This window comes from Microbacterium sp. CBA3102 (assembly GCF_007954505.1).
GTDB lineage: Bacteria > Actinomycetota > Actinomycetes > Actinomycetales > Microbacteriaceae > Microbacterium > Microbacterium aurugineum.
The window spans coordinates 2,422,578-2,443,810 of sequence record NZ_CP042412.1; the positions used below are offsets into that span (position 1 = coordinate 2,422,578).

The following is a 21,233-nucleotide window of genomic DNA, read 5'->3' on the forward strand; positions in this document are numbered from 1 at the left end:
CCTTTCGTCGCTGTAGGCTTGGTCGATGACCCCAACGCGCAACTTCGACCAGTCGTCGAAGCTCAAGAACGTCCTGTACGAGATTCGCGGAAACGCCCTCGTCGAGGCGGCGCGCTTGGAAGCGGAGGGTCACAAGATCCTCAAGCTGAACACCGGCAATCCGGCCATCTTCGGCTTCGATGCACCGCACCAGATCGTGCACGACATGCTCGCCGCGATGCCCACGGCGCACGGTTACAGCGACAGCAAGGGCATCATCTCCGCCCGTCGCGCGGTCGTGAGCCGGTACGAGCAGATCGAGGGGTTCCCCCGGTTCGACCCCGATGACGTCTACCTCGGCAACGGCGTGTCCGAACTCATCACGATGACGATGCAGGCTCTGCTCGACGAGGGCGACGAGGTTCTGATCCCCGCCCCCGACTATCCGCTGTGGACCGCGATGACCAGTCTCGCGGGAGGCACGCCCGTGCATTACCTCTGCGACGAGGACGACGAGTGGCAGCCGGATCTCGAGGACATCCGCTCGAAGATCACGCCTCGCACCAAGGCTCTGGTCATCATCAACCCGAACAACCCGACGGGTGTCGTCTATTCGCGTGAAATCCTGGAAGGTCTCGTGCAGATCGCGCGGGAGCACCAGCTGCTCCTCCTGTCCGACGAGATCTACGACCGGATCCTGTTCGATGACGCGGTCCACATCCCGACCGCGACACTCGCTCCCGACCTGCTCTGCCTCACGTTCAACGGTTTGTCCAAGACGTACCGGGTGGCGGGATACCGCTCGGGGTGGATGGTCATCACCGGCCCGCAGGGGCACGCCAAGGGCTTCCTGGAGGGGATCACGCTGCTGGCGTCGACGCGGTTGTGCCCGAACGTCCCTGCGCAGCACGCCGTCCAGGCCGCGCTGTCGGGCGTGCAGTCCATCGAGGCGCTGATCGCTCCCACCGGGCGTCTGCGCGAGCAGCGAGACATCGCCTGGGAAGGGCTGGAGTCGATTCCCGGGGTTTCCTGCGTCAAGCCTCAGGGTGCGCTCTACGCATTCCCGCGTCTCGATCCGAACGTGCACGAGATCAGGGACGACGCCCGCCTCGTCTACGACCTCCTCGTCTCCGAGCACATCCTCCTGGTGCAGGGCACCGGTTTCAACTGGCCGACCCCGGACCACCTGCGACTGGTGACGCTGCCCGAGCCGCGAGTGCTGAGCGAAGCCGTCGAACGACTGGGGAACTTCCTCTCGAGCTACCGCCAGTAGGAAGCTCCGGACGTGTGGGAGACAGGGTCGCGGCCAGCCTCCTCACACCGGCGACGAGCTGTGAACGGGGCGTGACGTCGGTCATCGGCCGGGCGTGCAGCAGTGCGGCATCGGCAGCGCGCTGATCGAAGGGCAGGAACGTGACCTCAGTGATGCCCGCGAATCGCTCGAGGGTGCGCCGGACCTGCCTGCGCGCATCGATGCCGAGGGGACCCTGCCTGACCTGATTGACGACCACGGCGAGGGGCGTCGGGGCCGTGAGGCGGCGCAGTTCGGCGTGGTCACGCAGGAACCGGCTGATGCTGAGAGGATCCGCCGCCGCGACGGCCACGATCAGGTCCGCCTCGATCAGCGTCGCCGAGGTCGCCGCGTGTCGACGGGGCCCGGCGAGGTCGTACGTGACCTCGTCGTCCGCGTCGAAGGCTGCGGCCACATCCACGACCGTCTCCTCGCTCCACCCCCGACTGGCCTGCAGCGTGGTGCGGAGACGGGCTGATGCCAGTTCCGGCCAGCGGCTCGGGCGATTGATCCCCGCCAGAACCTCGACGTCCTGACCTCCGCTCAGGATTCGGGTGGACAAGCGGGACAGTTCGTCGTCGTCGAGGGCACCTCGTTCGGCTCGACGACAGGCGGCGGCGATTCCGGGAGCGTCGTCGCTGAGCCCGAGCAGCAGGGCGATCGACGGCGCGACGGTGTCGGCGTCGATCAGAGCCGTGCGGCGGCCGGCCCGGGCGAGTTCGACCGCGAGTTGGATCGCGACGGTCGAGCGTCCAGGGGCGCCGTGCGGTCCCCAGACGGCGATGACGCGGTGGGGCTCGGGGCCGTGAGGCAGTGGCGCGTCGACGGTCTCGGTGCCCAGCGCCGCGGCGACCTCCCAGCCGGTGGCTTCGGTGGGCAGCGGTGCAGACAACCCGAGTCGTCCGCGCAGGCGGCTGTCCGCTCCGCCGAGGGCGAGGACGCGCACTCCCGCACGATCACACGTCGAGATCAGCTCGGTGGTCAGCACGGCCCGGGTCGCCGGAACGATGAGCGCTTCGGTGCCGGGAGGCAGGTCGACGACCGGAGCGCCGGCCGTCAGGACCGCGAGCACGTCGATCCCCTCCAGCTCCAGTTCGGCGGCCAGTGCGCTCGCGCGTGGCTCCGCGATTGCCACGACCACCGCGGTCATGAGGCGCCTCCGACAGGCAGCACCGAAAGGGCGGATCCGCCGGTGACCGCGGCGAGGACCTCCGCCACGTCGGATCGGTCGATCACGAGCTCGAGCCGGGTGCCCGCCGAAGCCAGGACCCCGTCCGGCTCGATCACGTCGCGGACGATCACGTCGGCGACGAGGATACGGGGCGCCTCGTGCGAGCGCCCGTCGTCGATCGGCGGAGCGTGCCAGACCTCGACGACGGTGCCGGGCTCCACCTCCTCCGGGATGCCGGTGTTGCTCTCGATCACGATCGTGGTCTTCCGGCTCCGGTCCGCGTCGGTGAGAGACGATAACGGCACGATCTCGCCCTTCTCGATCGTCCGTGCCGCGATCTGCCCCGATCGCAGGTCTTCGGGCCCGAGGTAGTCGTCGCTCAGCAACCCGAGTCCCACCTCGACGACCTGGAAGTCGTCCGCGGTGAGGGTCTCGCCCTCGACGATGGTGTGGTCGGCTCGGAGTACCGGTTCCGCGTCGTCTGCCGCATCGATGATGAGCCACACGGCGGTGATCGAGAGCGCGACGAGAGCGATCCCGATGAGGAACCGCAGGTCGCCCCAGAACGCGCGCCGAGGTCGGGAGAGGAAAGGCATGGCGCTATCGTCACAGAGATCGAAACAGGACCTCCTCGGTTATCCACAGGGTTCCGTCCGACCCGATCCGGGGGAGCGTGTCAGGGAGAATGGGGGCATGTCAGCCCCGTCCTCGCGCGCGCCGCGATTCCTCGCCCCCGCGCAGGTCGCCGAGCTGCTGAGCATCGGAGTGGGCGAGGTGATCGAGCTCGTGCACGAGGGCAGACTGCGAGGAACTCAGCTCGGGTCGCCGCCGCGCTGGCGCGTGGAGGAGTCGAGCCTGGAAGGCTATCTGGCCGAGGAATCGGAGACGTCTCGCCGTATGGCGCTGTGGAGGCAATCACAGGTGGCGAGCTTCCCCGAGGTCTGGGGCATCTCGTCGGCTCACGGCAACTGATCTCCCGCGGTACGCACCGCGACCAGTGCGGAGAACGGGACGATGCGGAAGCTCTGCACCGCACCGGTGAGGCGCGCCTGCCCCGGGTCGTGCACCGCCAGATCCAGGTGATCCGCGGCCGCGCGATCGATCGTGCCGTGCACCTCACCCACCCGGGTGGTGAGGTGTACGGGGACGCGGCGCCGCGCGAGATCACGCAGCACGAAGCCCAGTGTCATCCTCTCCCGGAGTGCGTGCTCGATGACAGGGACCTCCTCGAGGCTCGCCAGGATCATGCCGTGGTCGGTGGTGATGCCGGCGATCGCGTGCAGCGGGACGAGCAGGGCGGCCGCCGGAGCGCGGACGGCATCCCCGGTGCCGCGTGATTCGACGGCCATCCAGTCGGCCCCGAGAGTGCGCACCGTCACCGGAAGGCGTTGACCGTTCACGAGGTCGATCAGGGCGTCCGTGTCGGAGCCGCAGAGAACCCGCAGCCGCGCACGCAGATCCAACCGGGCGATGCGCAGCCTCTCCGACTCCGCATCGAGCACGGCGCGTTCGGCCTCCCACTCGGACGCCAGTTGGCCCTCGAGGTCTTCGAACAGTCGGTCCCAGTGCACCCGACCGAGCGTAGGCGACGCCGATTTCGGACGTACGAGTTATCCACATACTTCCTCGATCGGCGTTCGGGAGCCCGGCGGTCGGTGCTGTACTGACGACCTCGCAGACCTTCCCGACCGAGAGATCGACATGACGCCTCACGAGTACTTCGCTCCGCAGCCGACACCGACCAGCGAACTGCCCGATCCCGCACCGCTCCTGCGCAGTCTCACCCGCGGTGTGCTCGAAGTGCTCGCCGGCGTCCGTGAGGTCGATCAGCTCGCGCGGTGGTTCAGCGAAGACGCGTTCCGCAGCCTGGTCACCCGGGCGAACCTGTCGGCGAGGGCGCGCAGCGCGCGCGGAGTCGCTCCCGCTCGCCCGACGTTCGAGATCCGGTCCCTGCGGGTGACGGCTCCGATCGACGGGGTCATCGAAGCGGTCGTCGTGGTGGCCGGACCGGGGCGCACGCGGGCGGTCGCGGTGAGGCTGGATGGGATCGATCGACGCTGGCGCGCGACCTCCCTGGCGATTCTCTGACCGATCTGACCGTAGGCTGGAAGGGTGTCAACCCTCAGCGATCTCGCCCATGCCCAGGGTCTCCTGACCGACAGCGATGTGGAGTGGCTCCATCGTCTCGCCGGAGACGGACAGCTCCTCGCCGATCTCGCGTCCGCCGACATCGTCATCTGGATCCAGACCGAGGATGGCTCCTTCATCGCGGTCGCGCACGCACGACCGAGTGGTGCGGCCACGCTCTTCTATCGTGACATCGTCGGGGAGCGGGTCCGGCCTCAGTGGCGTACGCAGGTGCAGGGCGCTTTCGAGTCGGCCGAGATCGTGGATTCCTCATCACCGGACTGGTTCGAGGAGACGCCGACGCGGGTCCGAGCCGTGCCGATCGTGCCCGAACGCCGGGACACAGGCACAGCCCCCACAGCGATCGGCGTGGTCACCAGACACACCAACCTGGGTGAGCTGCGGACGCCGTCTCGCCAGCAGATCACCTTCGACGAGTGCGCGAACGACCTGTTCCGGATGATCGCGGACGGGAGCTTCCCCGATCTCGCAGCGCCGACCTCGCCGCGCCGAGGCGCCCCTCGCGCGTCGGACGGCCTGATCCGCATCGACGTGGACGGGATCAGCACGTTCGCGAGTCCGAACGCTCTGTCCGCCTTCAACAGGATGGGCTTCGACGACGAACTCGAGGGGGAGTCCCTCGCCGAAGTCACCACGCGTTTGGTGCCGCCTTCGCGGCAGGTCGACGAGTCACTCCCGGTCGTCGTCACAGGGCGCGCCCCCTGGCGGACCGACATCGAGGCGCGGGGTGTCACGGTGTCCTTGCGTGCGATCCCGCTGAAGGACCACGGCACCCGCATCGGGGCGATCGTGCTGTGCCGCGATGTGTCGGAACTCCGTCACCAGGAGCAGGAGCTCATCACCAAGGATGCGACGATCCGCGAGATCCACCACCGGGTGAAGAACAATCTGCAGACGGTGGCCTCGCTGCTGCGGATCCAAGCCCGCCGCACGCACTCCGATGAGGCCAGAGACGCGCTCACACAGGCCATGCGCCGTGTCGACGCCATCGCGGTGGTGCATGACACGCTCGCGCAGGGACTCACGCAGAAGGTCGATTTCGACGAGGTTTTCCACCGCGTGCTCAAGCTCGTGGCGGAGGTGGCATCGGCGCCGAGCACCCGCGCGCGCACGCAGTCGACCGGGCGCTTCGGTGTGCTTCCGAGCGAGTATGCGACACCGCTCGCTCTCGCGCTCACCGAGGTCGTGACCAACGCGGTCGAGCACGGTCTGGCAGGCCAAGAGGGCATCGTGACCATCGACGCCAAGCGCACGGAGGAGAACCTCCGCGTGACGGTGCGCGATACCGGTCTGGGCCTGCCCGAAGGCCGGATCGGTCAGGGGCTCGGGACGCAGATCATCCGCACACTCATCCAGGGCGAGCTCGGCGGCACGATCGAGTGGCGGGGGAGCGACGGCGAGGGCACCGAGGTGGTCATCGACATCCCGCTCCGCTGGCTCGACCGCTGAGGGCCGGCGCTCCCGGCACACGCGAAAGCGGCCCGAGAGTCGATCTCGGGCCGCTTTCGGAAGTTCAGGAGGCGCGGCGGGCGCGAGCGGCGCGGCGCTTCAGCGCACGGCGCTCGTCTTCGGAGAGGCCGCCCCAGACGCCCGAGTCCTGACTGGTCTCGAGGGCGTACTGCAGGCAGATCTCGGTGACCGTGCAGGTGGCGCAGACGGTCTTCGCCTTCTCGATCTGGTCGACGGCCGGGCCGGTGTTCCCCACGGGGAAGAAAAGCTCGGGGTCGACAGTCAGGCAGGCGGCCTTATCGCGCCAGTCCATGGGGGCTCCTCGGTGTGGATTTCAAGAGATGTCGCGGTGCGATTTCTCGGATTCGGGTAGCTGTTCGGGTTCGGCTACCCTGTTGAGATGCGGACGGAATGCCGCGAATTGTGATGCGAGCGTGAACGCCCGCCCCACGCCGCTGTGGGAGCACATGACTTTCTCTATTCTGTTACATGAATACCCTGAAATCAAGGGTTTTCTCCTCTTTCGATCCTTGGGAGACACTGTGCGCGCACCCGGAATCGCCCTCGCGGCCGCAGGGGTCCTTGCCCTCGAAGCGGTGGCGCTCCTGGTGTTCGCGATCATCGAACTCGCGGGTCTCGGAGCGGGCGACGCGTCGTCGCTGCCGACCGCCATCGCGCTCATCGTTCTCACGCTGATCGGTGCGGCCGCTCTCGCGGCATTCGCGTTCGGAACGCGCGCCGGCAAGTCGTGGGCGCGTTCGGGAGGGGTGGTGCTCCAGGTGCTGGCCGTCGCGCTCGCCCTCGCGTCCCTGACGGTTCAACCGGTCTCCTGGACGTTCACCCTCGGCGTCGGACTTCCGGCTCTGCTCGGGTTCGCCCTGCTCATCACGAGCGCACGACGAGAAGGCGCGCAGCGCGCGCCGGAGTGAGCTCCGTGCGGTGCCCGTGTCGACGCCGCGGCCGCGCCGCCGCCAACCGGGTCAGGCGTCGATGCCGAGTTGCTTGCGCAGCCGCGCCACGTGGCCGGTGGCCTTGACGTTGTAGAGGGCGATGTCGATCTTCCCGTCCTCATCGAGGACGAACGTGGAGCGGATGACGCCTTCGACGACCTTGCCGTAGTTCATCTTCTCGCCCCAGGCGCCGTAGGCGACATGGACCGAGTGGTCGGGGTCGCTGAGGAGGGGGAACGTGAGGGCGTCCCGCTCGCGGAACTTCGCCAAGGTCGCCGGCTCGTCGCGGGAGATGCCGATGACCCGGTAGCCGGCGCCCTGGAGCGAGGAGATGCTGTCGCGGAAGTCGCAGGCTTGGGTGGTGCATCCGGGCGTCATCGCCGCCGGATAGAAGTACAGCACGGTCTTCTCGCCGCGCAGGTCTGCCAGACGGACGAGGTTCCCGTCCTGGTCGAGGAGGGAGAAGTCGGGGGCTGCGGTACCGGGTTCCAGGCGCTGGGTCACGCCTCCAGCCTACCGGCCGGGGGCCTGCTCCGCCTTGTCGGCGAAGGTCTGCAGCAGTCGCTGGAGCGAGTCGAGGCGCGCGCGCCCGGTCTCGCCCAGCTCGCCCCGATCGGCGGCTTCGATGAGCGCGCAATCGGGAGCGTCCGCCAGGTGCGTGCAGCCACGCGGGCAGTTCTCCGCGATCTCGGCGAGTTCGGTGAAGGCCGCGAGGATGTTCGCCGGATCCACGTGACCGAGACCGAAGGAGCGGACGCCGGGGGTGTCGATCACCCAGCCGGTCCCTTCGGCGCCCTGGTACCGGAGCGACACCGTGGAGGAGGAGGTGTGTCGCCCCCGTCCGGTGACCTGGTTCACGTGACCCGTGGCGCGTCCGGCCGTCGGGACGAGCGCGTTGACGAGGGTGGACTTGCCGACGCCGGAGTGCCCGACGAAGACGGTCGAGTGCCCGACCAGGGCGGCGCCGATCTCGTCCACCGGCATCTCTTCCTGTGCGCTCGTGAACACCCGCAGGTCGAGGCCGTCGAAATGGGTGAGGAACTCCGTCGGGTCCGCGATGTCCGTCTTCGTCACAACGAGAAGGGGGCGGATCCCGGCATCGAGCGCCGCGACCAGGTACCGGTCGACGAGACGCGCACGCGGCTCCGGGTCGGCAGCCGCCACGACGACGAGCATCTGGTCGGCGTTCGCGACGATCACCCGCTCGACCTGGTCCGTGTCGTCGGCGCTGCGCCGGAGGAGGGACGTACGCTCCACGATGCCGACGATGCGGGCGAGCGTTCCCTCGTCACCGGAGGTGTCGCCGACCACGCGTGCCTGATCGCCGGTGACGATGGGCATGCGACGCAGCTCCCTGGCCCTGGTCGTGGTGATCATGCGCTCGTCGGGGGTGTCTTCGCCGACGAGCACGGAGTAGCGACCGCGGTCTACGCCGAGCACCCTGCCGACTTCGGCATCCTCATGCGCAGGGCGACGCTTGGTCCTGGGGCGGTTGGCCTTCGGGTTGGGACGGGTGCGGATGGTGCTCTCGTCGTAGTCCTCGAAGTCGTCGTCGAGGTCGTCGGTGTCGTCGAGCCAGCTCACCGTCAGCCCCGCAGCATCCGCTCCCAGAGCATCGTGAACTCCGGGAGGGTCTTGGCGGTCGTGCCGATGTCGTCGATCACGACGCCGGGGACACGCAGCCCGATGAGCGCGCCGGTCGTGGCCATGCGGTGGTCGTGGTGCGCCGCCCACTCTCCTGCGTGCAGCGGGCGCGGGATGATCCGCAGCCCATCCGGGAGCTCCTCGGCTTCCCCGCCGAGCGCGCGGAGGTTGCCGATCAACGCGGCGATCCGATCCGTCTCGTGAAGGCGGATGTGGCCGATGCCGCGAATCGTGGTGGGGGTCTCGGCGAAGGCGGCGAGACCGACGAGCGTCGGGGTGAGTTCGCTCGCTGCCGAGAGGTCGAGATCGAGGCCGCGGATGCTCGAGCCGGCTCGCACCGTGAGCGTGCCGCCGTGGCGTCCGACGTGGGCACCGAAAGCCTGCAGGATGTCCGGCAGCATCGCGCCCGGCTGTGTGGAGTGCGCGGGCCAACCGGTGACAGCCACCGAACCGCCGGTGACGAGCGCCGCGGCGAGGAACGGCGCCGCGTTCGAGAGATCGGGTTCGATCGCGAGCTCCTTGGCGCGCGGCACGCCGGCCTCGACGAGCCACTCGCCGACGGCGGGACGCTCGATGCGGATGCCGCGACGGCTCAGCGCCTCGATGGTCATGTCGATGTGGGGCAGGCTCGGGAGGTGTTCGCCGGTGTGCACGAGGTGCAGCCCGACATCGAACCGGGGAGCGGCGAGCAGGAGACCGGAGACGAACTGGCTCGATGCGGAGGCGTCGACCTCGACGCGGCCGCCACGGATGCGTCCGTGACCGCGAATGGTGAACGGGAGGGACCAGGTGCCTTCATCGTCGATGTCGACGCCCAGGTCGCGGAGGGCGCTGATGAGTCCGCCCATCGGTCGGTGCAGGGCCGTCTCGTGGGCGGTGAGGTGCACGTCGTGCTCGGCGAGCCCCGCGAGCGGAGCGATGAAGCGCATCACGGTACCGGCTTGTCCGCAGTCGATCGTCGTGCCGCCGCTGAGCTTCGCCGGGGTGACGACCAGGTCGGGACCGAACTCGTGACCGGCCTCCACCTCCTCGATGCCGACGCCGAGCGCGCGCAGCGCATCGACCATGCGGGCGGAGTCGTCGGAGTGCAGCGGCGCGATCAGCCGGCCGGGGCCGTCTGCGATCGCGGCGATCATCAGCTCGCGGTTCGTCAGCGATTTCGAGCCGGGGATCGTGAGCTCGGCATGCACGGGCACATCGGTGGTGGGCGCAGGAAAGGCACCCTGCACGCGGATGGGGGAATACCTGTTGGCGCTCATCGGTTCTCACCTTAGTAAACGCAGGGAGCTTCGGCGCGACAGACGAGGCTCCCGAGGTGAAGGAGAGAGAATGCCGGCGACGTTGGAGCGCGAGGTGATCGACCTCAGCGGCCTAGACTGGCCGGTGATGGACGACACCGCAACCGCAGACACCGTCAGCGACCCTCGGCGCGAGTTCGAGGAGCAGGCGATCCCTTTCATGGATCAGCTCTATGCCGCCGCGATGCGCATGACGCGCAATCCGGCGGACGCCGCAGACCTCGTGCAGGAGACGTTCGTGAAGGCGTACGGCTCCTGGTCGACGTTCTCGCAGGGGACGAATCTCAAGGCGTGGCTGTACCGCATCCTCACGAACACGTACATCAACATCTACCGCAAGCGGCAGCGCGAGCCGTTCCAGGGCACGATCGACGAGCTCGAGGACTGGCAGCTGGGCGGTGCGGAGTCGACCACCGCGTCGCACAGTCGTTCGGCGGAGGCGGAGGCGATCGACCGGATGCCGGCCTCGGTCGTCAAAGACGCTCTGCAGGCCGTCCCGGAGGACTTCCGACTCGCGGTGTACCTCGCTGATGTCGAGGGATTCGCGTACCAGGAGATCGCGGACATCATGAAGACGCCCATCGGCACCGTGATGAGCCGCCTGCACCGTGGCAGGCGGATGCTGCGGGAGCTGTTGGCAGACTACGCCGCCGAGCGGGGCATCGCCGCGGCTGACACGAGGAGCAAGGGATGAGCGACTGCGGCTGCGAGAAAGCGCGTCAGGATCTGGAGGAGTACCTCCGCAACGAGGTGTGCAAGACCGAGCACACCGAGATCCGCGAGCATCTGGAGAACTGCCCCTCGTGCCGTGACGAGGCGCTGGTGGCGACGACCCTCACCGAGGTCATCGCCCGCGCCTGCAAGGAGACGGCTCCGGAGCAGCTGCGCGATCAGGTGTTCGCGCGTCTGCGTGAGGCTCAGGCCGCGCAGCACTGACGTCGCGTCCGACCGCCTCGGTAGTGTGGATGGATGAGCTCCATCGATGCGCGGGACGTGACCGCAGACCCCACTTCGACTGAACGCCTGGCGACCTCCGGGCTCGAATACCGGGTCGTCGATCTGTCGGACGACACCCGTTCGGCGGCATTCCAACGCGCGGTGGACCGCGGGTTCCTGGGAGCCGAGCCGACGGGCGACATGATCGCCCAGGTCACCAAGACCTTCGCGGCTCGGCGCAACATCGGCGTGTTCGAGCCCGACGCGACGGATGCGACGCTTCCGATCGCGACCACGAACGCCTGGATCACGCCGCTCACGCTCCCGGGCGGCGGCGAGATCGACATGTGGGCGATCAGCGCGGTCACCGTCGCGGCGACGCACCGGCGCCGCGGGATCGCGCGGGCTCTGCTGGAGGGCGAGTTGCGAGCCGCAGCATCGGCCGGCGTTCCCGTCGCGGGCCTCACCGTCTCCGAGGCGACGATCTACGGGCGCTACGGCTTCGGCTCCGCGATACCGGTCGCACGGCTGACCGTGAACACGCGGCGTGCGGGATGGGGCGGTGCGACGCCCCCCGGGCGCCTCGAGTATGTCGATCGCGACACGCTGGCCGCCGACCTCGGGACCGTGCACGAGCGTGCGCGTCGACAGGTCCCCGGGCAGATCCCGGGCTGGCAGGGCCGATGGGAAGGGTACTCGGGAGTCGCGCCGACACCGGATCGGGACCAGGCCAGGGGAGTGCGCTACCTCGACGAGGACGGAGTGCTCCGCGGCGTCCTGGCGTACACGGTGAGCGAGGCGAGCGGCACCTTCCGGTTCCGGATGGACGTGCGTCTGCTCGTCGCCGAGACGGCCGATGCACGCACCGCGCTCTGGCGCTTCGTGCTGCAGCACGATCTGGTCGACGAGGTCGTCGCCGACCTCCGTCCGCTGGATGACCCGCTGCCGTGGCTCGTCGCCGATCCGCGTGGCGTGAAGCAGGAGGTGCATGACCACGGCTGGCTGCGCATCCTCGACCTCCCGGCCGCCCTCACCGCGCGGGGCTATTCGGCACCGCTCGACACGGTCCTGCGGGTCGAGGACCCGTTGGGATTCACCGCCGGCGACTGGCGGCTGCGCGTGGACGAGTCGGGCATCGCCACCGTCGAGGAGGCGCACGGAGGCTCCGCCGACATCGAGCTCGACGTCTCAGCGCTGTCGTCGCTCTACGCCGGCGGGGTTCGGGCGTCCTCGTTGCACGGTGCCGGCCGTCTCACCGGGGATCGTGCCGCGATCGACGCCTTCGACAAGGCGCTGGTCGCGTTCCCGTCGCCCTCGCTCGACATCTGGTACTGACCGGAGCTGGACGGAAACGAGAACGGGCGCCGCGACCGAAGTCGCGGCGCCCGTCCTCGTCTGCGGATCAGTCGAGCGTGACGGCCGCGTGGATCAGTTCGGCCTGCTCGGCCGCGTGCACCTTCGACGAGCCCGTCGCCGGCGAGGCGGACGCGGGACGCGAGACGGGACGGAACGACCGGTCTCCCGGGACGTCCGCGAAGGCGAGCGCGAGGAACGGCCAGGCGCCCTGGTTCTCCGGCTCCTCCTGGACCCACACGAGCTCGGCGCCGGGGTAGGAATCGGTGATCGTCTTGAGCTCGTCGATCGGCGTCGGGTACAGCTGCTCGAGACGGACGAGCGCGACCTCGGGGTTCGGGTTCTTCTCGAGCTCGGCGCGCAGATCCCAGTGCACCTTGCCCGAGTGCACGAGCACGCGCTTGACGGCAGCGCGGTCGAGACCGCGGTCGTCGTCGATGACCGGTTCGAACCGACCCTGAGTGAAGGCCTCGACGGGGCTCGTCGCGCCCCGCAGGCGCAGCATCGCCTTCGGAGTGAAGACGATCAGCGGCTTGCGCGGACGGGCGTACGCCTGGCGCCGCAGGAGGTGGAAGTACGACGCGGGCGTCGACGGACGGGAGACGATCATGTTCTCCTGCGCGCACAGCTGCAGGAAACGCTCGATCCGCGCCGAGGAGTGGTCGGGGCCCTGGCCCTCGTAGCCGTGGGGGAGGAGCAGGGTCACGCTGGACTGCTGGCCCCACTTCTGCTCGGCTGCCGAGATGTACTCGTCGATGACCGACTGAGCACCGTTCACGAAGTCGCCGAACTGTGCTTCCCACAGGACGAGGGCTTCCGGCGCCTCCACCGAGTAGCCGTACTCGAACCCGAGGGCGGCGTACTCGCTCAGCAGCGAGTCGTAGACGAAGAAGCGGCCCTGGGCGTCCGACAGGTTCGACAGCGGCAGCCACTCCTGGCCGTTCGCGCGGTCGTGCAGGGTCGCATGCCGCTGCACGAAGGTGCCGCGACGCGCATCCTGGCCCGCGAGTCGCACCGGAGTGCCCTCGACGAGCAGGGAGCCGAAGGCCAACAGCTCTCCGAAGCCCCAGTCGATGCCTCCGTTGCGGCTCATGTCGAGACGCTTCTCCAGCAGCTGCTGGATCTTCGGGTGCACCGTGAAGCCGCCGGGCTTGTTCACGAACGCGTCACCGATCAGCTGGATGACCTCGCTCGGCACACCCGTCACGTCCGGAGCACCGACCGTGTCATCGACGGGCGGGGCGTCCGGGGTCACGTCCAGGGTGCCGGTCTCGGCTGCGTGCGTCTCGGCGAAGGCGATCTCCAGACGGTTCTGGAAGTCCGCCTTGGCCTCGTCGTACTCCTGCTCCGTGATGTCGCCACGACCGACGAGCGACTCCGTGTACAGGCGGCGCACCGAGCGCTTGGCCTGGATGAGGTCGGTCATGAGCGGCTGCGTCATCGAGGGGTCGTCACCCTCGTTGTGGCCGCGTCGGCGGTAGCAGACGAGGTCGATCACGACGTCGCGGTGGAAACGCTCGCGATACTCGAACGCGAGCTGGGCGACGTGGATGACGGCCTCGGGGTCGTCGCCGTTCACATGGAACACCGGCGCCTGGATCGTCTTGGCCACATCGGTCGAGTAGATCGAGGTGCGACCGTCGTTCGGGGTGGTGGTGAAGCCGACCTGGTTGTTCACGACGACGTGGATCGTGCCACCCGTGCGGTAGCCGCGCAGCTGCGACATCTGCAGTGTCTCGACCACGACGCCCTGGCCCGCGAAGGCGGCGTCGCCGTGCACGAGGATCGGCAGCCACGCGAAGGTGCCGATCGGCTTGCGGTCCTGCTTGGCGCGGACGATGCCCTCCAGCACCCCGTCGACCGTCTCGAGGTGCGACGGGTTGGCGGCGAGGTAGACCGGAAGCTCGGACTCGTCATCGGCGACGAAGGTTCCCTCGGTGCCGAGGTGGTACTTCACATCGCCGGAGCCGCGCTGGTTGCCGGGGGTCTGCGTGCCTTCGAACTCACGGAACACCTGACCGTACGTCTTGCCGGCGATGTTGGTGAGCACGTTGAGTCGGCCACGGTGGGCCATGCCGATGGCCGCGCCCTCGAGCCCGGCGGTGGCTGCGCCCTGGAGGATCTCGTCGAGGAGCGGGATCAGAGACTCCCCGCCCTCGAGGGAGAAGCGCTTCTGACCCACGAACTTCGTCTGCAGGAAGGTCTCGAACGCTTCGGCCTCGTTGAGCTTGCGGAGAACCCGCAGCTGCTCGTCGTGGCCGGGCTTCTGGTACTTGACCTCGACCTTCTCCTGGAACCAGCGGCGCTGCTCCGGATCCTGGATGTGCATGTACTCAATGCCGAGGGTGCGGCAGTACGAGTCGCGGAGCACACCGAGAATGTCGCGGAGCTTCGCGACGCGGCGACCGCCGAACCCTCCGGTGACGAACTCGCGGTCCAGGTCCCAGAACGTGAGGCCGTGGCTCTCGATCTCGAGGTCGGGGTGCGAGCGCTGCACGTATTCGAGCGGGTCGATGTCGGCCATCAGATGACCGCGCACGCGGAACGAGTTGATCAGCTCCTGCACGCGGGACTGCTTGTCGACGCGCTCGGCGAGGTCCACCGCGATGTCGGGGTTCCAGCGGATCGGGGCGTAGGGGATGCGCAGCGCGGCGAAGATGTCGTCGTAGAAGCCGCGCTGGCCGATGAGCAGCTCGTGCACCTTCTTGAGGAACTCGCCGGACCCCGCACCCTGGATGACGCGGTGGTCGTAGGTGCTGGTGAGCGTGATGGTCTTGCCGATCGCGAGCTCGTTGAGGGTCTTCTCGCTGGCGCCCTGGAACTCGGCCGGGTACTCGAGGGCACCGGCTCCGATGATGCAGCCCTGGCCCTTCATCAGGCGAGGCACGGAGTGCACGGTGCCGATACCGCCGGGGTTGGTGAGGGAGACCGTGGTGCCCTGGAAATCGCCCGCGGTCAGCTTGTTCCCGCGGGCGCGCGTGACCAGGTCTTCATAGGCGGAGAGGTATTCGGTGAACGACATGGTGTCGGCGCGCTTGATGCTGGGCACCATGAGAGCGCGCGTGCCGTCGGGCTTGGGCAGGTCGATCGCGATGCCGAGGTTGACGTGGGCCGGGGCGACGACGGAGGGCTTGCCGTCGACCTCGGCATAGAACACGTTCTGGCTGCGGAACTCGTCGAGCGTGCGGATGAGAGCCCAGCCGATGAGGTGGGTGAAGCTGATCTTGCCGCCACGGGTGCGTGACATGTGGTTGTTGATGACGATGCGGTTGTCGATCATCAGCTTCGCCGGCACGGTGCGCACGCTGGTCGCGGTCGGGACGGTCAGGGACTCGTCCATGTTGGCGGCCAACGTCTTCGGCAGGCCGCGCAGAGGGGTGACCTTGTCCTCTTCGACGACGTCCGTGGTGTCCTTCGCCTCGGGCTTCGGCGCGGGCTTGGGAGCCTGGGCGGGGATCGGCGCCGTCGCGGCCGGCTTGGCCGTGGTACGTGCCACGGGCTGCGAGCCGATCACGGGGATCGGGGCGGTGACGGGATGTGCCTGCGCAGCAGCCGTCGCCGTGCCCGTGGAAGGAGCCGCGGACGCCGCGTCGGAGTGGTACTTCTCCAGGATCGGCCACCACTCCTTGTCGACGGAGTCGCGGTCCACCTTGAACTGCTCGTAGAGCTCTTCAACGAGCCAGGAATTGGCTCCGAACCCCCCGTCGCCGTTGACGCCGGTCACCTGGTTCGACACGCTCGATCGCCCTCTTTCATCGCTGAAGCTCTCTGGTGCGGACGTCGTCGCAGGATGCGTTCGGGCCCGCACGCTCTCGACCAACAAGCCTAACGTGTTTCGCTCGGGGATTCGTCGAAGCCATGCGCCCGTGGCGAGGGGATCTGGGTACCGTGGAGACATGGAATTCTCAGGAGCGCAGCCGGCCGTCGATCTGACCTATTCGGACGTCTTCCTCGTGCCGCGCCGATCCGCGGTGAGCAGCCGCCTCCAGGTCGATCTGGCGCCCCTGGACGGCACCCCCGCGACCCTGCCCATCGTCGCCGCCAACATGAACTCCGTGACGGGTCCGCGCATCGCGGCGGTGCTCGCGCGACGCGGCGCTCTCGGTGTTCTTCCGCAGGACCTGCCGTTGCAGGATCTCGACTCCGCGATTCGCGAGGTGAAGGCGCAGCCGGTCCTCTGGGACACCCCGATCGTGCTGCCGCCGGAAGCGTCCGTCGCCGATGCGCTCCGCCTGCTTCCAGCGACGAGCGGACACGGGATCGTCGTGGCCCGCGGCGACGCACCGATCGACGTGGAGCGCATCGTCGGCATCCTCCCCGCCGTCCGACTCGCCACGGCGCTGCCGGATGCGCAACTGGGCGACCTCGTCCACCGGGGTACGCCGTCGATCGATGCCGACGACATCGGTTCGGAGCGGCACGCGTTCGACGTCATCACCGACGCCGGTGTCGAGATGGTGACGGTGATCCACCACGGTCACCTCGTGGGCACTCTGAGCGCACGCAGCGCCTTGCGGTCCACTCTCTACCGGCCGGCGCTCGACGCTGACGGTCGTCTGGCGGTGGCCGCGGCCGTCGGCATCAACGGCGACGTCGCCGCCAAGGCGAGGGCACTCGCCGGAGCAGGCGTCGACGTGCTCGTCGTCGACACGGCACACGGACACCAGGAAGGCATGCTGCGGGCGCTTCGCGCGGTCGCCGATCTCGACCTGGGGCTCCCGATCGTGGCGGGGAACATCGTCACCGCCGACGGCGTCGCCGACCTGGTCGACGCGGGCGCCTCGATCCTCAAGGTCGGTGTCGGGCCCGGGGCCATGTGCACGACCCGCATGATGACGGCGGTCGGTCGACCGCAGTTCTCGGCGGTCCTCGAGACCGCGCAGGCCGCACGGGAGCTCGGCGCACACGTCTGGGCCGACGGCGGGGTGCGGTACCCCCGCGACGTCGCGCTGGCGCTTGCCGCCGGTGCGGCCTCCGTCATGGTCGGCTCCTGGTTCGCGGGAACCATCGAGGCTCCGGGGGAGCTGCAGCACGAGGGCGACGGGCGTCTCTTCAAGGAGTCCTGGGGCATGGCGTCGACCAAGGCGGTGCAGGCGCGATTCGGCCGGCTCGACGCGTACGAGCGTGCGCGCAAGGAGCTCTTCGCCGAGGGCATCTCCTCGTCGAAGATCTACCTCGACCCCCTGCGGCCCGGCGTGGAGGACCTGCTGGACATGATCACCTCGGGCGTACGTTCGTCGTTCACCTACGCGGGAGCGTCGACCGTGCCCGAGTTCCACGACCGTGCGCTCGTCGGCCTCCAGTCGGCAGCGGGATACGAAGAGGGCAAGGCGCTGCCGGTCAGTTGGTGAGCGCGAGCGCGAGCCCGTCCTCATTCGATACAATCGTCCCCATAATGGACGACCCTCCCAGTTGTAGAACATCGCCCCACTGTCCGCCTCTCTCCTCGGAGAGGAACCTCTGATGGACTACATCATGTTGGGCGTGGGGCTCCTGCTCACGGTCGGCACCGGCCTCTTCGTCGCGAGCGAGTTCGCGCTGGTCAATCTCGACCGCGCCGACCTCGAAGCGCGTCAGGCTCGGGGGGAGTCCCGGCTCTCGCTCACGATCAGTGCCCTCAAGCACACGTCGACCCATCTCTCCGCGGCCCAGCTCGGCATCACGCTGACGACGCTGCTGACCGGTTACACGATGGAGCCGGCGCTGTCGAACCTCCTCCGGCCGACGCTTCTGGCCTGGCGCATTCCGGAAGCCGCCGTCTCGCCCATCGCGACCATCGTGGCGATGTTCATCGCCACCGTGCTCTCGATGATCCTCGGTGAGCTGGTGCCGAAGAACTTCGCGCTCGCTCTTCCCCTCGCCACCGCGAAGCTCGTGGTCCCCTTCCAGATCGCATTCACCACGGTCTTCAAGCCGGCCGTGGTCGTGCTCAACGGCAGCGCCAACGGCGTGCTGCGCAGCATGGGGATCGAGCCGAAAGAGGAGCTCTCCGGCGCGCGGAGTGCGGAGGAGCTCTCCTCGCTGGTCCGGCGCTCCGCCAGCGCGGGCATGCTCGAGGCCGACACGGCCACGCTCCTCGACCGCACTCTGACGTTCTCCCGACTCACCGCGGCCGATGTGATGACCGCCCGCCCGAGCATGCACGCGATCGCCGCCGGTGACTCCACCGACGATGTCATCCAGCTCGCCCGCCGCACCGGGCACAGCCGGTTCCCGGTCTACGACGACGACCTCGACGACATCATGGGCGTCGTGCATCTGAAAGCTGCCATCTCCGTGCCGCGCGAGCGCCGTGCGGAGGTGCCTGTCGGCGCGCTGGCGACCGAGCCCCTCCGTGTTCCGGAGACGGTCCACGTCGACGCCCTGATCTCCGAGCTCCGGGCACGCGGCTACCAACTGGCCGTCGTCGTCGACGAGTACGGCGGAACGGCAGGGCTCGTGACGCTCGAGGACCTCGTCGAGGAGCTGGTGGGCGAGGTCGCCGATGAGCACGACCGCACTCGGGCCGGAGTGATCCGCAACCGTGAGGGCATCACCTTCCCCGGCGAGTTGCGGCCCGATGAGCTGCGTCGTCGCGCCGGGGTCGAGGTTCCGGAGGGCGACGTCTACGACACCGTCGGCGGATACGTCATGAGCGTGCTCGAGCGCGTGCCCTCGGTCGGCGACGAGGTTCCGCTCGACAGCGGCACGCTCCGGGTCGTGCGCATGGACGGCCGACGCGTCGATCGCGTCCGCTACGTGCCGAGTCCGCTCGTCGAGGGAGAGGGGGCCACCCGATGAACGATTGGGCAGGACTCGCCTGGCTCGTCGTGCTTCTCGTCGCGAACGCCTTCTTCGTCGGCGGCGAGTTCGCCGTGATCTCCGCGCGGCGGTCGCAGATCGAGCCCCGCGCCGATCAGGGATCGCGCGCGGCCAAGACGGCGCTGTACGCGATGGAGCATGCGACGCTGATGCTCGCGACCTCGCAGCTCGGCATCACGATCTGCTCGCTGCTCATCCTGAACGTCTCCGAGCCCGCGATCCACCACCTGCTGGCCGTGCCGCTGCATGCCCTCGGCTGGCCAGACGGCGCTGTCGACGCGGTGTCGTTCGCCATCGCGCTGCTGATCGTGTCGTTCCTTCATGTCGTGTTCGGCGAGATGGTGCCGAAGAACCTCGCGTTCTCGGTGCCGGACCGTGCCGTGCTCATCCTCGCCCCGCCCCTCGTGTGGGTGTCGAAGGTGTTCATGCCCGTGATCTGGGTGCTCAACGCGACGGCGAACGGCGTGCTGCGGCTGTTCCGGGTGGAGCCGAAGAATGAGGCGGCATCGACCTTCACCCTCGACGAGGTCGCCACCATCGTCAGCCAGTCGCGGCGTGAGGGCCTGCTCATGGACACCGCGGGAACGGTCGCGGCCGCCGTCGAGTTCACCGACAAGAAGGCGCGAGACGTCGCCGTGCCCCTGAGCGACCTGGTCACGCTTCCGCAGTCGACCACGCCGGACGACATCGAGAAGGCGGTCGCCCGCTACGGGTTCTCGCGCTACGTGATCGTCGACGACGAGTCCGTGCCGATCGGCTACGTGCACTTGAAGGACATCCTCCGGGCCTCGGAGGGCCCCGATGCCGAGGTCAAGATGATCGAACCGGTCCCGGCGAAGCGCATCCACCACATGGTGCCCGTCCAGGAGGACACGGATCTCGAGGACGCCCTCGCGGTCATGCGCCGCGCCGGTCGTCACCTGGCGAAGGTGCGTGACGCGCGGGGGAACACCACCGCGGTGCTGTTCCTGGAGGACATCCTCGAAGAGCTCGTGGGAGAGGTGCAGGACGCGACTCGTCGTTTCCGCGGACGCTGACCCCGATCACACGGACGAAGGCCGCCGGCTCCCCGGGGAGTCGGCGGCCTTCGTGTCTCGGTCCGGGCTCAGCGCCAGTGCGCGCGTTCGTACTGGGGTGGCCATGCGACCTCGGCGCCGAGTTCATGTGCGGTGCGGAGCGCGAAGTGCGGGTCGCGAAGCCACTCTCGGCCGGCGAAGACCGCATCCGCCGCGCCGTCGGCGAGCACCTGCTCGGCCTGGGCGGATGCGGTGATCAGCCCGACCGCCGAGACCGGGATGCGGCCTCCGCGGCGGACGGTCTCGGCGAGAGGGACCTGGTATCCGGGGAACACCTCGATCCGCTGATGGGCCACGAGCCCGCCGCTCGACACGTCGATCAGGTCCGCTCCGCGCTGCGTGGCCCAGTCGGCGACGGCGGACGCCTCATCGGGGGCGAAACCGCCTTCGGCGTGGTCGGTGGCCGAGATCCGCACGAAGACCGGCACCTCGGGACCCGCAGCCTCGCGCACAGCATCCACGACGCGCAGCAGGAGCCGCGCGCGGTTCTCGAGCGAGCCGCCGTACTCGTCGTCTCGCCGGTTCGAGAGCGGGGACAGGAACTGGTGCAGCAGGTAGCCGTGCGCACCGTGGATCTCCAGCACGTCGAAGCCCGCCTCGAGAGCACGTCGCGCGGCGTCGGCGAAGGCCTCGACCACGCGGTCGATCCCGGCGAGGTCGAGGGCGACCGGCGCGTCGAAGCCGTCGAAGGCGATCGCCGACGGCGCAGCTGTCGTCCAGCCTCCCTCGGCGGCCGGCACCGACCCCCGCTCCCGTGCCCACGGCCACCACGTCGATGCCTTCCGTCCCGCGTGCGCGAGCTGGATCCCGGCGGACGCCCCACGGTCGTGGATAGCGCGGACGATCGGCGTCCAGGCGTCGCGCTGCTCGTCGCTCCAGAGACCCGCGTCGCGCGGCGAGATACGGCCCTCGGGTACCACCGCGGTCGCCTCCGCGACGATCAGTCCGGCGCCGCCTGAAGCGAACTGCGCGAGGTGCGTGTGGTGCCACTCCTGCACCAGCCCGTCGACGGCGCTGTACATGCACATCGGCGAGACCCAGAGGCGATTGCGGAACGTGACGGAACGGATGCTCAGCGGGGAGAAGAGAAGACTCACCGTTCGACGCTACCGCGACGACGCGCCTCGCGGAGCGCCG

General features: G+C 68.9%; 20 protein-coding genes. 11 read left to right on the plus strand and 9 right to left on the minus strand.

Annotation, left to right across the window (positions count from 1 at the left end; translation table 11 throughout):
• Positions 1-25: 25 nt before the first annotated feature.
• The gene (locus FGL91_RS11515) at positions 26-1,252 is read left to right on the plus strand and encodes a pyridoxal phosphate-dependent aminotransferase (RefSeq protein WP_047524408.1); all 1,227 of its coding nucleotides are present in this window, start codon (positions 26-28) and stop codon (positions 1,250-1,252) included.
• Here FGL91_RS11515 and FGL91_RS11520 read toward each other — a convergent pair.
• Positions 1,143-2,420, minus strand: a complete 1,278-nt coding sequence (locus tag FGL91_RS11520) for an AAA family ATPase (protein ID WP_131492208.1) — start codon at positions 2,418-2,420, stop codon at positions 1,143-1,145. The two genes, FGL91_RS11515 and FGL91_RS11520, sit on opposite strands and share 110 nt — an antisense overlap.
• Positions 2,417-3,037, minus strand: coding sequence for an SAF domain-containing protein (locus tag FGL91_RS11525; protein WP_131492207.1), 621 nt, complete (start codon positions 3,035-3,037; stop codon positions 2,417-2,419). The genes FGL91_RS11520 and FGL91_RS11525 overlap by 4 nt, the downstream gene beginning before the upstream one ends.
• A gap of 97 nt (positions 3,038-3,134) precedes the next feature.
• Between FGL91_RS11525 and FGL91_RS11530 the strand changes: the two genes are divergently transcribed.
• Positions 3,135-3,413, plus strand: coding sequence for a helix-turn-helix domain-containing protein (locus FGL91_RS11530; RefSeq protein ID WP_131492206.1), 279 nt, complete (start codon positions 3,135-3,137; stop codon positions 3,411-3,413).
• On the opposite strand, the gene FGL91_RS11535 is transcribed toward FGL91_RS11530, so the two are convergent.
• Positions 3,401-4,012: a hypothetical protein gene (locus FGL91_RS11535; RefSeq protein WP_153243884.1), complete on the minus strand. Its 612-nt coding sequence runs from the start codon at positions 4,010-4,012 to the stop codon at positions 3,401-3,403. The genes FGL91_RS11530 and FGL91_RS11535 overlap by 13 nt on opposite strands.
• A 130-nt stretch (positions 4,013-4,142) precedes the next feature.
• Between FGL91_RS11535 and FGL91_RS19405 the strand changes: the two genes are divergently transcribed.
• Positions 4,143-4,529 carry an Rv3235 family protein gene (locus tag FGL91_RS19405; protein ID WP_047524404.1) on the plus strand — a complete coding sequence of 129 codons (387 nt, stop codon included), beginning with the start codon at positions 4,143-4,145 and terminating at the stop codon, positions 4,527-4,529.
• A gap of 24 nt (positions 4,530-4,553) precedes the next feature.
• Positions 4,554-6,038: a sensor histidine kinase gene (locus tag FGL91_RS11545; RefSeq protein ID WP_047524403.1), complete on the plus strand. Its 1,485-nt coding sequence runs from the start codon at positions 4,554-4,556 to the stop codon at positions 6,036-6,038.
• A 64-nt stretch (positions 6,039-6,102) separates the two neighbouring features.
• Here FGL91_RS11545 and FGL91_RS11550 read toward each other — a convergent pair whose 3' ends face one another.
• Positions 6,103-6,351 carry a WhiB family transcriptional regulator gene (locus tag FGL91_RS11550; protein WP_017203224.1) on the minus strand — a complete coding sequence of 83 codons (249 nt, stop codon included), beginning with the start codon at positions 6,349-6,351 and terminating at the stop codon, positions 6,103-6,105.
• Between the two features lie 229 nt (positions 6,352-6,580).
• Between FGL91_RS11550 and FGL91_RS11555 the strand changes: the two genes are divergently transcribed.
• Positions 6,581-6,967 carry a hypothetical protein gene (locus FGL91_RS11555; RefSeq protein ID WP_227991555.1) on the plus strand — a complete coding sequence of 129 codons (387 nt, stop codon included), beginning with the start codon at positions 6,581-6,583 and terminating at the stop codon, positions 6,965-6,967.
• Between the two features lie 51 nt (positions 6,968-7,018).
• Here FGL91_RS11555 and bcp read toward each other — a convergent pair whose 3' ends face one another.
• The 3 genes from bcp to aroA are packed head-to-tail and all read right to left on the minus strand — an operon-like array spanning position 7,019 to position 9,891.
• Positions 7,019-7,492 (minus strand): thioredoxin-dependent thiol peroxidase, encoded by a 474-nt coding sequence (bcp, locus tag FGL91_RS11560; protein WP_047524401.1) that lies wholly within the window; start codon positions 7,490-7,492, stop codon positions 7,019-7,021.
• A gap of 9 nt (positions 7,493-7,501) precedes the next feature.
• Positions 7,502-8,572, minus strand: a complete 1,071-nt coding sequence (gene rsgA, locus FGL91_RS11565; RefSeq protein ID WP_131492203.1) for a ribosome small subunit-dependent GTPase A — start codon at positions 8,570-8,572, stop codon at positions 7,502-7,504.
• A 2-nt stretch (positions 8,573-8,574) separates the two neighbouring features.
• On the minus strand, positions 8,575-9,891 hold the full coding sequence (aroA, locus tag FGL91_RS11570) for a 3-phosphoshikimate 1-carboxyvinyltransferase (protein ID WP_153243885.1): 1,317 nt from the start codon (positions 9,889-9,891) through the stop codon (positions 8,575-8,577).
• 70 nt (positions 9,892-9,961) lie between these two features.
• Here aroA and FGL91_RS11575 point away from each other — a divergent pair, with 70 nt between their 5' ends.
• Genes FGL91_RS11575 through FGL91_RS11585 form a run of 3 tightly spaced genes read left to right on the plus strand, consistent with a single transcriptional unit; the run spans position 9,962 to position 12,201 of the window.
• Complete coding sequence (locus FGL91_RS11575) at positions 9,962-10,624, plus strand: sigma-70 family RNA polymerase sigma factor (protein ID WP_047524398.1); 663 nt, start codon at positions 9,962-9,964, stop codon at positions 10,622-10,624.
• Positions 10,621-10,866, plus strand: coding sequence for a zf-HC2 domain-containing protein (locus FGL91_RS11580; RefSeq protein WP_047524397.1), 246 nt, complete (start codon positions 10,621-10,623; stop codon positions 10,864-10,866). The genes FGL91_RS11575 and FGL91_RS11580 overlap by 4 nt, the downstream gene beginning before the upstream one ends.
• Positions 10,867-10,899: 33 nt before the next feature.
• On the plus strand, positions 10,900-12,201 hold the full coding sequence (locus FGL91_RS11585) for a GNAT family N-acetyltransferase (protein WP_131492201.1): 1,302 nt from the start codon (positions 10,900-10,902) through the stop codon (positions 12,199-12,201).
• A 67-nt stretch (positions 12,202-12,268) separates the two neighbouring features.
• On the opposite strand, the gene FGL91_RS11590 is transcribed toward FGL91_RS11585, so the two are convergent.
• Positions 12,269-15,955: a multifunctional oxoglutarate decarboxylase/oxoglutarate dehydrogenase thiamine pyrophosphate-binding subunit/dihydrolipoyllysine-residue succinyltransferase subunit gene (locus FGL91_RS11590; RefSeq protein ID WP_153243886.1), complete on the minus strand. Its 3,687-nt coding sequence runs from the start codon at positions 15,953-15,955 to the stop codon at positions 12,269-12,271.
• Between the two features lie 160 nt (positions 15,956-16,115).
• Between FGL91_RS11590 and FGL91_RS11595 the strand changes: the two genes are divergently transcribed.
• The 3 genes from FGL91_RS11595 to FGL91_RS11605 all read left to right on the plus strand — a co-directional run bounded on the left by FGL91_RS11595 (position 16,116) and on the right by FGL91_RS11605 (position 20,057).
• Positions 16,116-17,570, plus strand: a complete 1,455-nt coding sequence (locus tag FGL91_RS11595; protein ID WP_153243887.1) for a GuaB1 family IMP dehydrogenase-related protein — start codon at positions 16,116-16,118, stop codon at positions 17,568-17,570.
• A 112-nt stretch (positions 17,571-17,682) separates the two neighbouring features.
• On the plus strand, positions 17,683-18,999 hold the full coding sequence (locus FGL91_RS11600) for a hemolysin family protein (protein ID WP_131492198.1): 1,317 nt from the start codon (positions 17,683-17,685) through the stop codon (positions 18,997-18,999).
• Positions 18,996-20,057 (plus strand): hemolysin family protein, encoded by a 1,062-nt coding sequence (locus FGL91_RS11605; RefSeq protein WP_047524382.1) that lies wholly within the window; start codon positions 18,996-18,998, stop codon positions 20,055-20,057. The genes FGL91_RS11600 and FGL91_RS11605 overlap by 4 nt, the downstream gene beginning before the upstream one ends.
• A 68-nt stretch (positions 20,058-20,125) precedes the next feature.
• Here the strand turns inward: FGL91_RS11605 and FGL91_RS11610 are convergent, their stop codons facing one another.
• Positions 20,126-21,193, minus strand: a complete 1,068-nt coding sequence (locus FGL91_RS11610; RefSeq protein WP_153243888.1) for an NADH:flavin oxidoreductase/NADH oxidase — start codon at positions 21,191-21,193, stop codon at positions 20,126-20,128.
• Between the last annotated feature and the right edge of the window lie 40 nt (positions 21,194-21,233).

Bases quoted from the DNA above. Each gene is read 5' to 3' on its own strand.
- FGL91_RS11595 (WP_153243887.1), top strand. From the start codon at position 16,116: ATGGAATTCTCAGGAGCGCAGCCGGCCGTCGATCTGACCTATTCGGAC.
- FGL91_RS11605 (WP_047524382.1), top strand. From the start codon at position 18,996: ATGAACGATTGGGCAGGACTCGCCTGGCTCGTCGTGCTTCTCGTCGCG.
- FGL91_RS11585 (WP_131492201.1), top strand. From the start codon at position 10,900: ATGAGCTCCATCGATGCGCGGGACGTGACCGCAGACCCCACTTCGACT.
- FGL91_RS11525 (WP_131492207.1), bottom strand. From the start codon at position 3,037: ATGCCTTTCCTCTCCCGACCTCGGCGCGCGTTCTGGGGCGACCTGCGG.
- FGL91_RS11520 (WP_131492208.1), bottom strand. From the start codon at position 2,420: ATGACCGCGGTGGTCGTGGCAATCGCGGAGCCACGCGCGAGCGCACTG.
- FGL91_RS11530 (WP_131492206.1), top strand. From the start codon at position 3,135: ATGTCAGCCCCGTCCTCGCGCGCGCCGCGATTCCTCGCCCCCGCGCAG.
- FGL91_RS11550 (WP_017203224.1), bottom strand. From the start codon at position 6,351: ATGGACTGGCGCGATAAGGCCGCCTGCCTGACTGTCGACCCCGAGCTT.
- FGL91_RS11515 (WP_047524408.1), top strand. From the start codon at position 26: ATGACCCCAACGCGCAACTTCGACCAGTCGTCGAAGCTCAAGAACGTC.
- FGL91_RS11600 (WP_131492198.1), top strand. From the start codon at position 17,683: ATGGACTACATCATGTTGGGCGTGGGGCTCCTGCTCACGGTCGGCACC.
- FGL91_RS19405 (WP_047524404.1), top strand. From the start codon at position 4,143: ATGACGCCTCACGAGTACTTCGCTCCGCAGCCGACACCGACCAGCGAA.
- FGL91_RS11575 (WP_047524398.1), top strand. From the start codon at position 9,962: ATGCCGGCGACGTTGGAGCGCGAGGTGATCGACCTCAGCGGCCTAGAC.
- FGL91_RS11580 (WP_047524397.1), top strand. From the start codon at position 10,621: ATGAGCGACTGCGGCTGCGAGAAAGCGCGTCAGGATCTGGAGGAGTAC.
- aroA (WP_153243885.1), bottom strand. From the start codon at position 9,891: ATGAGCGCCAACAGGTATTCCCCCATCCGCGTGCAGGGTGCCTTTCCT.